This is a genomic window from candidate division TA06 bacterium, assembly GCA_004376575.1.
Lineage (GTDB): Bacteria > Hydrothermota > DG-26 > E44-bin18 > E44-bin18 > E44-bin18.
Map to the genome: position 1 here is coordinate 1 of SOJN01000132.1, position 11,898 is coordinate 11,898.

Annotated in this window: 6 protein-coding genes; 5 read left to right on the plus strand and 1 reads right to left on the minus strand. The window is 49.1% G+C overall.

Annotation, left to right across the window (positions count from 1 at the left end; all coding sequences use genetic code 11):
- Nucleotides 1–282 precede the first annotated feature (282 nt).
- The 3 genes from E3J62_10875 to E3J62_10885 all read left to right on the plus strand — a co-directional run bounded on the left by E3J62_10875 (nucleotide 283) and on the right by E3J62_10885 (nucleotide 5,363).
- Nucleotides 283–1,071: a rhomboid family intramembrane serine protease gene (locus E3J62_10875; GenBank protein TET44249.1), complete on the plus strand. Its 789-nt coding sequence runs from the start codon at nucleotides 283–285 to the stop codon at nucleotides 1,069–1,071.
- A 1,033-nt stretch (nucleotides 1,072–2,104) separates the two neighbouring features.
- Complete coding sequence (locus tag E3J62_10880; protein ID TET44250.1) at nucleotides 2,105–3,922, plus strand: hypothetical protein; 1,818 nt, start codon at nucleotides 2,105–2,107, stop codon at nucleotides 3,920–3,922.
- Nucleotide 3,923: 1 nt separating this feature from the next.
- On the plus strand, nucleotides 3,924–5,363 hold the full coding sequence (locus tag E3J62_10885; protein TET44251.1) for an HD-GYP domain-containing protein: 1,440 nt from the start codon (nucleotides 3,924–3,926) through the stop codon (nucleotides 5,361–5,363).
- 456 nt (nucleotides 5,364–5,819) lie between these two features.
- Here the strand turns inward: E3J62_10885 and E3J62_10890 are convergent, their stop codons facing one another.
- Nucleotides 5,820–7,760 carry an ABC transporter ATP-binding protein gene (locus E3J62_10890; protein TET44252.1) on the minus strand — a complete coding sequence of 647 codons (1,941 nt, stop codon included), beginning with the start codon at nucleotides 7,758–7,760 and terminating at the stop codon, nucleotides 5,820–5,822.
- 619 nt (nucleotides 7,761–8,379) lie between these two features.
- On the opposite strand from E3J62_10890, the gene E3J62_10895 reads away from it, so the two are divergent.
- Entirely contained in the window at nucleotides 8,380–10,197 is a 1,818-nt protein-coding gene (locus tag E3J62_10895; protein TET44253.1) for a HEAT repeat domain-containing protein, read from the plus strand.
- 4 nt (nucleotides 10,198–10,201) lie between these two features.
- Nucleotides 10,202–11,644 (plus strand): HD-GYP domain-containing protein, encoded by a 1,443-nt coding sequence (locus E3J62_10900; protein TET44254.1) that lies wholly within the window; start codon nucleotides 10,202–10,204, stop codon nucleotides 11,642–11,644.
- Nucleotides 11,645–11,898: the final 254 nt, after the last annotated feature.

Below are 11,898 nucleotides of genomic sequence, written 5' to 3' on the forward strand. Positions count from 1 at the left end.
TAAAATTGGGGGGCTGTCCCCATCACTAAGAAGCCCTAGCCCTCTTCACCACACCCTCGAAATTCCGCTCCTCCCTGCCCTACACCTTCGAAATCACGAAAATCCCTTCCCCTCTTCCCCACCCCTTCGAAAATAGAGGATCGAAAATCGAAATCAACCAGCATGACAGATTGCTGGCTGTCAGCTTACCCATAAAATTGCAAAATTGCCTGCCTAAACCAATCATTTCCTCAGGCTTGACGGCGGCCGTAAAACTGATAATATAGGGGTGAGGGAAATCCTATGCACCAGTTTCAGACAAAATACACCTTTGGCAGGCCAAGCATGGGAAGTGCTGTGAAGTATTTGCTCATTGCAAATGTTGCGCTTTTCTTCCTCGAACTCGTAACAGGGATGCGCATAATCAGGTGGCTGGGCCTGACTCCTGCATACATCTGGCACAGAGGATACATCTGGCAGTTGGTTACCTACATGTTCCTCCACGGGGGGACCTTTCACCTCGCCATAAACATGTTCGTGCTGTGGATGTTCGGGTCTGAATTGGAGAGAACGTGGGGCTCGAAGCAGTTTTTGAAGTACTACTTTCTCACTGGAGTGGGAGCGGGAATCCTATCGGTAATCGTGACCCCAAATTCAACGATACCGACAGTGGGAGCATCAGGTGCGATATTTGGCCTTCTTGTCGCCTATGCGATGATCTATCCCAACAGACTCATATATCTGTGGTTTTTCATTCCCATAAAAGCCAAATATCTTGCACTCATTCTTGGAGCTATTGAACTTCTCTCAACGCTTCAGCTTGCACGAGATGGAGTAGCCCACTGGGCACACCTGGGGGGTATGCTGGTGGGCTTCGCTTATCTCAAACTGTCCAGTTTTGCCAGGGGCGGATTTGCCAGAGTCGGAGGCAAAAGGATAAGAGTAGTAAGGCCCGAGCAATCAGCTTCGGAAGACCTTCAGCAGGAGGTCGACAGAATCCTGCACAAAATCTCACAGCTTGGAATAGACAGCCTCACCCCTGAAGAGAAGAATACCCTCGACCGGGCGAGTCGAATCTTTGGGAACCACTAACTTCCACCCCACGACCCTGATGCCCCCGAAAATAGAAATTCCGCCCAGCCATGCCCACACCCTCGAAAATAGAAAACAGACGACGTCTTCACATTTAGATTGCTTCTTCGCCCTAAAGGGCTCATCGCAATGACAGGAGGGAGCCGTCCTTCGTAACATTTAGATTGCTTCGTCGGTTCCCTCCTCGCAATGACAAGAGCGGTATTGTTCTCCGCAAAAGGCCAATCTAACCTTTGTACATCTCCACAAGCAGACTTTTGCCCAACGCTCCAAATCAACAAAAAGAAATGTCATTGCGAGCCAAAAAGACCCAGCCCGCACTTGGGCGGGATGAGGTATTTTTGGTCCTTCATCGGCGTGAGCCGATGGAGGAGAAGCAAAACGACGAAGCAATCTAAATGGGAAACAACTCGGGCGCGGGAACCCTCCTACGCTGAAGCTACGGAGGGCAGGCTCCTCCTTCGCCCGTCCTGGCTTCGGAGGAGGCCGTGGAACGCCCCGGGCACGCCGCGCCCCTACATAGGTAAGCTGAGAGCTGATACCTGACGACTGACAGCTTCATTGATCTTATGTCTGTTCAGACAGTATCGTTCCAAGCTTCTCGTACAGCAGTTCCAACCTCTTCCGCAGATCTTTATCCTCATAGACAAGCTCTCTGATGAGTCGTTCATTATGGAACCTTCCTGATCACATCGTGGAAATTGAAATGTAACCAAACGGACCAGGTGAGACGAAAAGTATACATCCCTAGATTGCACAACTCTGGTCTGGGGGAGCTACCAGGAGTCTTCTGCTTTGAGGTGATTTGCCCGCATTCACCTCCAGCGCACGCTACAAAATGCGACGCTTGACCGGGCATCGTGACATTCTCTGCATAAAGGAGCAGAGATACGCTCACAGAGCCAGGAGTGCAAGTTCCTTTATTATAGAAAGTTAACTTTACTGCAGATTTTTGAGCACGACGGCAAGGAATATGCACTAAGTTTTTGTGGTAAAATAGGTGCCGGCCAGAACGGATCAGGGGCAAAATGAGATGACCGATTCCGTAAATGTGATGAAAAGCTTAGAGGCCGAAGAGGAAGAGCTAGAAGCCCTGGAGCTCGAAACGGCCAAGAGAATACTCCTGAGCCTCTCCAAGGCCGTCACGAACATGAGATTCTACCTCCCGAACAATCCTCTGGTTTGCAGTTCAAAGTCTGAACTCTATCAGGAAATGACTAATCTCCTCAAACGCTGGCACACGGCGTCCTACGAAATCACAGATGAAGAAGTAACCTACAAGGGAACCCCAGTGTATCAAATCGAGGACAAGGCCAACAACTTCTTCTTCATTTTCTACAGGGACGGAGTTCGCCGAATCACATTTCACGAGGGTTTATCCTCTGAGGAACTGAATACTTTTCTTGAGATAATTCGCGAGGCAGTGAACAGCTCAGAGGAAGAGACAGACATTGTCAGCTTGCTGTGGAATGGAGGTTTCACAAGCATTGAGTACATTGCAATACAGACATTCACAGGAACAGACACAGGGAGCTCAGAAGCTCCAGACACGGGAGGGAAAGAGGGGACACCCATTAGTAAAGGACCCATCACAACCGGCAATGTGGCAGATTTGACAAATGAATCGCGTGTGGTGTCCCCTGAAACATCTGCCCGCGGACCAACAACTGAACAAGGGACTCCATACGGCACTAGTGCATCTGTTCTTGCCCAGTCAACTGCTCCTTCCCAATCTCACGTCCTGAACGCTGAAATGGGGAGGACCGACAAGGAGTTTCTCAAGACGATCACACCTGAAGAAATAAAGGAAAAGGTGCAGGTCCTAGCCCAGTTCTCCCCCATGGCAAGATTTGCGGGGGTTCTCTTTGACCTTCTCAATCTTGAAGAGGACATCCTAGAGAGGTCTCATCTGCTTAACCTCGTTCAGGATCATGTGAAGGATCTTGCCTTGCAACAGGAATTTGAGCACGCCTCAAAAACGATTAAGAAAATCGTGCGGATCCTCGAGGACTCTGCCTTCCAGAAAGGGCATTTTCACGAAATGCTCAGCTCCTTCCTGGAAAAGATCACGTCTATTGTTCAGTCCGGACCAATGAAAAAGAAAATCAGAGACGCGTTTCCGGAGAAGCCAACAGGGGTCCTCGATTTCCTTCAGGTTGTGGGGCCAGGCGCCATACCGGTCCTCTTAGAACTGGTACCTGTGGCTAAAGATGTGGACAGCAGGGCATCTCTCAGAAATGCTCTCTCTGCACTGGCCGTTCATCACATATCAAAACTGGCTGAAGCCGTTTCCAACCAGGACGCTCATGTTGCAAGAGAAGTGGTGGCCATAATAGGGCGAATTGGAGACCCCAAAGGTTCTCGCATATTGAAGTCATGTTTGAGACACCATGATGCTTCCGTAAGAGCTGAGGCTGTTCGTGCCCTCGGGCAGATAGGCGATTCTGACTCCACCAAGCTCATTCTAGAATTCCTGAAAGACCCAGACACTGAAGTAAGAATACTGGCAATAAAGACTCTTGACACTGCCAAAGACAAGTTGCTCAGACAGACCATTAGAGACATGGTTACGAGCAGGAGTTTCAGGTTCAGACCGACAAGAGAAAAGATCGCGCTCATAGACGCACTCAGGAGAGCCAAATCAGACGATGTAGTACCCGCATTCACAGGGTTCTTCAGAACCGGCTGGTTCAGAAAGATGGAAGACGACAGTGTGATGGTGGCTATGATAGGAGCACTAGCCTCAATAGGCACAAGAGCTGCAAGAAAGCTACTGGAGCAGGGAAGCAAATCGAGAAGAAAAACCATTGCTGTGGAATCTTTTAGAGCTCTGCAGTGTTTTGAGGAGTAGCATGAGCCAGGAAATCGCAGAGTTTGCTGAGAGAAAGGTAATCCAGGAGGGCAATGTAATCGTAAGTCGCGTATTCTCCCTTCTGAAGATTTCACGGATCTACGATACATCAAACAAAACCTACATCCGCCACCTTGAAGCAATGTACGATGCGATTAATAATATCATTCAGGCTGACGCGAGTGCCAGTCTGGAGATATTTTCCGACGCCTTGTTCATGAACGCGACGAGGCTCAAGCCTGATTTTTCATCATGGTCAAACTTCCGGTCTGTCATGGATTCTCTTGAGTCAAAAGCCATTGGAAAGCTGACCTTCAACTCGGGCATTTCTATGGAAGAATTGACCAGTTTTTTCACAATCTTGACCAAGGTGGAATCCTCCTCTATAAGTCCTTTTAATGCCATAGAGGAACTGATGATCAAGGCCGGCATCTGTCATATCTCCATAGATAGAGTGCAGGAGGGCGCTGGAAGCACGGAGGTGACAGACAAGACCTTCACAGAAACTGCAAAAAGAAGCTTCTACGACTCGGTGTCCTACCTCAAAACTGTTGCTACTCAAATCTCTTTAGGCCAGGTGGTCAACGCAAAGAAGTCAAAGAGGGTCATCCAGGCATTCGTTGATGAGATCGTCGAAGATGAATCCTACATGCTCAATCTTACCACAATCAAGAACTTCGACGAGTATACCCTTAATCACTCCATCAACGTGTCTATCCTGTCTTTGGCGCTGGGCATGAGGGTTGGGCTAAACAAGTCTCAATTGGTTGAACTTGGAGTTGCCGCTTTGTTCCACGATCTTGGGAAGATCCGTATTGCAGAATCAATCATCAATAAACCGGGCAGGCTTACTGAAGAGGAATTTGACGAGGTGAAGAAACATCCTTTCAAGGGAGCCATAGTGCTCAGCAGAATGAGGGGCCTCGGAGCTATGCCAGTAAGGGCCATGCTCGTCGCCCTAGAGCACCACCAGACACTGAACCATCGGGGCTATCCAGAAATAGACTGCACAAAGGAACTGGACCTCTGCAGCAGGATAGTGAGTATTGCCGATGTCTTTGATGCAGCCAGTTCTCCACGAGTATACAGACCTTTCTGTCTGAAGAAGGACGAGGCCCTCGCACTAATAGCTGAAAGAAGCGGAACTCAGTTCGATCCTCTCCTGGCGAAGGTCTTTGTTGAGATGCTTGGTGCCTTCCCGGTAGGAAGTTTGGTTCTTCTTGACACCGGGGAGTTGGCAATAGTCTGGAAAGCAAACCAGGAATCCTCCAGTTCACTGAGGCCAAGAGTGAAGGTCATTACCGATGGGAGTGGCAATTTCGTGGAGCCTCACATTGAAAGCCTCATGTCCCGAACAGAGGATGGCAAGGGTTTCGCAAGAACCATCGTTAAGTCGTTGGAGCCTCGGGAGTACGGAATAGACCTGACTGCCTACCTGTAGCTGTGCCATTGCTCCTCGCAGTTCTATCCCACCTATCTACCTTGCTCAAAGCAACAAACCTTCTGTTCGGCGAAACGATAAGAATACTGGGTAGGTCCTCCTTCGCCCGTCTTCGGTCAACTTCGTTGAGTTTGCCCACTTCGCCCTTCAGAGATCCCCGACTCCGCTCAATGTGGTTATGTGAGATAGTCATTCAGGGGATCCTTCGGGTTCCCTCCCCACGACTTCCCTCGGGATCAACTCTTTGTAACGAGCTCTCTCCGCTCCGCTCGCGACCTCTAACAAAGACTAAACACGATAAAAAATACCTTACCCTGTCTATCGTCAGTGTAGGTCTTTTTCAGCTTCGGAGGAGGCCGTGGAACGCCCGCTCGTGTAACGAGCCGGGCGGACAGGGCGCGCCCCTACATAGGCAAGCTGCGAGCCGATAGCTGACGACTGACATCTTCATTGGTCTTATGTCTCTTCAGATAGTATCGTTTCAAGCTTCTCGTACAATTGTTCCAGTTTTTCCCGCAGATCCTTGTCCTCATAGACCAGTTCCCTGATGAGCTGCTCATCCTTATAGGTTTCAGGATTGGACAGCATCGTTTCAATCTCAGCAACCCTGGCTTCCACAGTCTCTATCTCTTCTTCTACATGTCTGGCTTTCTTTTTCTTTTCATATACCTTCTGTCTTTCGATAGCCTCCCACCGCTTTTTCTCTCTTCTCTCAGCCCCCTTTGATCCTTTCTCCTTCGTACTTTGCACTTCGTACTTCTCCGGCTCCTCTTGTTTTGATTTCCACAAATAATCAGTGTAGTTGCCAAAATATGTCTTTACACGGCCCCCCTTGACAAGGAAGATCTTTTTCGCCAGGCGGTCTATCAGATACCTGTCGTGCGTGACGAGGACGAAAGCACCTGTGTATTGGGCGAGGGCCTGCTCAAATACTTCTTTACCTCTTTGATCGAGATGATTCGTGGGCTCGTCGAGTATTAGGAAATTCACAGAGGTGAGAAGTATCTTGGCAATAGCTAGCCTGCACTTCTCCCCTCCTGAGAGCACTCTCACCTTCTTGAAGACGTCGTCCCCGGAGAATAGAAACGCACCTAGCAGCCTCCTCAAATTCTGCGCAGGGTTATCCGGAGCTGCCGATTCAATCTCTTCGAGAACGGTCCTGTCGGGATCAAGCATGTCGGCAGTCTGCTGGGAGAAATATCGAACAACCACCTTGTGCCCCAGTTTTCTCTCTCCTGAAGATGGAGCCTCCGTGCCAGACATAATCCTGAGTAGGGTCGACTTACCAGCACCGTTCACGCCGACAACGGCTATTCTGTCACCTCTCTCAACAAGGATCTCCACATCTTCAAAGACCTTTTGTTCACCGTATGCTTTGGATACACTGATGAGTTCAAGAGCTCGCCTTGCGCATCTAGGGGCAGGAGGAAACTTGAAGTGGATGAGCCGTGTCTCCGGCAAGTGCTCAATTTTCTTCATCTTTTCAAGGATCTTCATCTTGCTTCTGGCCTGCGATGCCTTGCTTGCTTTGGCCTTGAATCTTTCAATAAACCTTTCGAGTTGCTCAATCCTTTCCTCTTGGTGCTTCAGGGCAGCCTGGATCCTTTCCTGCCTTTTGGCCTTTTCTCCCAGGTAGCTAGTGTAGTTCATCGGATACTGGGTGAGTTTGCCGGATTCCAGTTCCGCTGTCTTATCTGCAACCCTGTCCATGAAGTACCTGTCGTGCGAAACCACCACAACAGTCCCTTCAAAGGAGTCAAGATAACCCTCTAGCCAGGTCATCGATTCAAGGTCAAGGTGATTTGTAGGCTCGTCAAGAAGTAGAACATCAGGTCTCGATAATAGAATCTTTGCGAGGGCGATTCTCATCTGCCATCCGCCGCTAAAGCTTTCAGTCATCCTGTCCCATTCGTTTCTGGCAAACCCAAGGCCCGAGAGAACGGCTTCAGTCTGTGTCCTTATTTCATAGCCGCCTCTCTTCTCGAACTCATCCTGAAGATGACCATACTTCTCCAGCAGTCTCGAAGAATCCTCTGGCGCGGAAGACATACCCTCAAGTACCTTCTCCATCTGTTTCTGTTCTTCCCTGAGGTCTTCAACACTTTCAAAGACGGAGGCAGCCTCCCGGTAAAGGGTTCTGCCCCGGACTGCCACCTCCTCCTGAGGAAGGTAGCCAAACCTGGTGCCTTTGGTCAGGCTGGTACTGCCCTCATCGGGAATGAGCTGTCCAGACATGACTTTCAATATTGTTGTCTTCCCTGCCCCGTTCGGCCCAACCAGGCCAATCCTTTCCCCGTCTCCAATGTGCCAGGTCAAGTTCCTGAACAGGTATGTTCCCTGAAATGCTACACCTATGTTCTCCAGATAGACCATGTCTTTGTCCCAGAACTGAAACATAGGCTCCAGAGGAACGATTGTCAACCCCAGTTCGTGTGCTGTCTCGCATCTGAATCGTCTGGATTCCTACCCAGTGGGGAGAATAGGAACGATGGTGGGGAAAACTTCCCCGTGGTGAATCATCACTCCAAAGGAAAAACATCCAGCGATGGAAAACGCATCCTGTCACGTTCGGAGTGGAGACGAACACATCATTTAAGTAGTTGTCAAACACTCTGGAGTGTAAGGAACATAGACCTAACCTTGTCCATTCTTCCAGGTCATATTGCAGCAATTCATGTGGAACGAAACGCGCCATGTGAGACGAGAAGTTACATCACGAAATTGCACAAGTCTAGTTTGGTGGACCAATCGGAAATCCACTGCCATGAGGCGGTTTGACCACGTTCACTTCAGGCCACGTTGCAAAACGCGACGTGTGGCCACGCAGAATGACGCTTTTTGCATGAGACGGCAAACACACATGAATTGAGCCAGACGCACAAGCTCTTTTGTTATAGGAAGTTAGCCTTCGCGCAGATTCTTGAGCACAACGGCAAGGAATATGCACGAAAGTTTTAATGAAAGAGAGATGCCGCCCTGAATTGAGATTCGTCGAACGGATCAGGGGTGAGATAAGGTGGCGGATTCCGCAAATGTAATGACAACTCTAGAGGTCGAAGAGGAAAAGGTAGAGGCCCTAGAGCTCGACACGGCCGAGAAGCTACTTCTGAGCCTCTCCAGGGCCATTACCAACATGAGATTTTACCTTCCAAATAGTCCTCTGGTACGAAGTTCAAAGATAGAATTCTACGAAGAAATGACCGATTTTCTCAAACGCTGGGACAGGATGTCTTTCGAAGTCACAGATGAAGCATTAACATATAAAGGAAACCCAGTCTATCAAATTGATGAGAAGGCAAACAGCTTTGCCTTCATCTTCTACAGGGATGGAGTTCGTCGAATCACGTTTCACGAAGGTCTGTCTTCCGAGGAAGTGAACACTTTCCTTGACATAATCTGTGAGGCAGTCAAGTCCTCAGAAGAAGAAGCAGACATTGTCAGTTTGTTGTGGAGTGGCAACTTCATCAACATTGATTACGTCGCAATACAGGCATTCATGGAATCAGAAGGAGGAGTTCAAGGCCCAGAGGAAGTGGAGGAAACGCTTGTACCTGTGGGTAACGAACCACTTGTAGAGGGCAATGTGGAAGACCTGAGGGAACAATCCGGCATCGTGATCACCGGGGCACTCAGGTCGGGGCCAACAACTGCCGGAGGGGTGTCATATGGTTCTAGCGCAGCTGTGTTGGCCCAGTCGACCGCTTTGGCCCAATCACAAGCCCTGAAAGCTGAGATGGAGAAGACCAACAGGCAGTTCTTTGATACGGTCACCCCTGAAGAAATCAGAGAAAGGATACAGGTTCTAGCCCGGTTCTCGGCGATGGAAAGATATGGGGATCTTCTTCTAGATCTTCTCAGTCTTGAGGATGACATCTCGGAAAGAGCCCATCTGCTTAATCTTGTCCTTGACCATGTGAAGGGTCTCGCCTTACAGCAGAAATTTGACCTAGCTTCAGAAACGACTCAAAAAATCAAGCAAATGCTCAAGGACCCTGCGTTTCAGAAAGGGCATTTTCATGAAATGCTCAGTTCTTTTATGGAAAAGATTGTATCTGCTGTTCATTCCGGGGGAATGAAAAAGAAGATTAAGGGCGCGTTCCCGAAGGATCCAAGAGGAGTCCTCAATTTCCTTCAGTTTGTGGGGCCAAGCGCCATACCAATACTCATAGAGCTGGTGTCTGTGGCTAAAGATGCGGAAGGCAGGGCAGCTCTCCGGGATGTTCTCTCTGCACTGGCAGTTCGCGACTTGGCAAAACTGAGCAAGGCCGTTTCAAGCCACGATCCTCGGGTTGCGCGGGAAATCGTAACCATAATAGGCAGAATTGCAGATCCCAAAGGTGTTCGCATGTTGAAGTCCTGTTTGAAACATTACCATCCTTCTGTGAGAATTGAAGCTGTTCGTTCCCTCGGTCAGATAGGCACTCCTGACTCCACCAAGCTCATTTTGGAATTCTTGAAAGATCCAGATACAGATGTGCGAATACTGGCAATAAAAACTCTTGACGCTCCCAACGAGAAGTTTCTCAGAAGGATCATCAGAGACATGGTTGCCAGCAGGAATTTCAGGATCAGACCTATGGTAGAAAAGGTTGCGCTCATAGACGCGCTTAAGAGATCTAGATCCGACGATGTGGTATCTGCATTCACGGGGTTCTTCCGGACCGCGTGGTGGTTCAGAAGGAAGGAAGACGACAGCATAATGATGGCCATTATCGCAGCGCTAGCCTCAATAGGGACAGGGACTGCAAAGAAACTGCTGGAACAGGGAACCAAGTCCAGAAGGAAGACTGTTGCGGTCGAATCCTTTAGAGCTCTACAGCATTTTGAGGAATAGTAGTATGCGTACACTGGTTGCAGAGCTTGATGAAAGAAAGACAATCCGAGAAGGCAATGTTGTCGTAAATCGCCTCTTCTCGCTTCTGAAAATCTCACGGATTTACGACCCATCAAACAAAACTTACGTCCGCCACGTTCAAAGAATGTACGACGCCCTTGACGAAGTAATTCAATCCGATGAGGGCGCCTGCCTAGAGATATTCTCGGACGCCCTGTTCATGAACGGAACCAGGCTCAAACCTGATTTCTCATCGTGGGCGAGCTTCCGGTCTGTCATGGACACTCTCGAGTCAAAGGGTATTGGGAGATTAGACTTCCACTCGGGCGTTACTGCTGAAGAATTGGCCACTTTCTTCTCAATCTTTACCAAGGTGCATGTCTATAGTCTAGATCCTTTTGGCCAAATAGAGGAGCGCATGATCAAGGCTGGCATCTGTCACATCTCTATTGATAGAGTTCTGGAGGACGACAGCGAGGACATCGAAAATACAAGGGAGACTTTCTCGGAAACCGCAAAGAAAAGCTTCTACTATGCTGTTTCCTATCTCAAAGGTGTAGCAACTCAAATATCTTTAGGCCAGGTGGTCAACGCAAGGAAGTCAAAGAGAGTCATCCAGGCCTTTGTCGATGAGATCGTCGAAGATGAATCCTACATGTTCAGTCTTACTACAATCAAGAACTTCGACGAGTATACCCTTAATCACTCCATCAACGTGTCCATCCTCTCTTTGGCGCTGGGCATGAGGCTTGGGCTCAGCAAGTCTCAATTGCTAGAACTTGGAGTTGCCGCTTTGTTCCACGATCTTGGGAAAGTTCGCATTTCAGGATCAATCGTCAACAAACCAGGCAGACTTACTGAAGAGGAATTTGACGAGGTGAAGAAGCATCCCTTCAAGGGAGCGATAATGCTCAGCAGAATAAGAGGACTCGGGGTCATTCCTGTGAGGGCTATGTTTGTCGCTCTGCAGCATCACCAGACACCGGACCATCGGGGCTATCCTGGAACAGACCGTGCAAAAGAATTGGATCTCTACAGCAGGATAGTAAGCATCGCCGATGTATTTGACGCGGCGTCATCCCCAAGAGTGTATAGACCTTTCTGTTTGAAGAGGGAGGAAGTGCTGGCAGTAATTGCTGAAAGAAGCGGAACCCAGTTTGACCCTCTTTTGGCAAAAGTCTTTGTTGAGATGCTCGGAGTCTTCCCGGTGGGAAGTCTTGTTCTTCTTGATACAGAGGAGTTCGCGATAGTCTGGAGAGCAAACCAGGAACCCTCCAGTGCACTAAGGCCAAAGGTGAAGATCATCACTGACAGCAAGGGCAATTTTGTGGAGCCTCACATTGAGAGCCTGACGGCACGAACAGAAGATGGCAAGGGTTTCGCAAGGACTATCGTCAAGGCATTAGACCCTCAGGAATATGGTATAGATGTAACTTCCTACCTTTAGCAGTGATATTGCTCCTCAAAGTTCTTATCCCATCCACAAGCTTGCTGAATCATGCCACAACATTTTCGAATTAAGCGAAACCCACATTAATCTCCCCACCCTTGAGGGAGCTCGTGGAACGAGCGACCGTGAAACGCCCCAGGCGGGCAGGCCCCGTGTATCTCACTTCGTGAGAAGCGGGGCAGACAGGATAAGCTCCGAGAAGTGCTCAGGGAAGTAGAGTAAAAAGGGGGGCCGACAGAATTCGTAAGGGT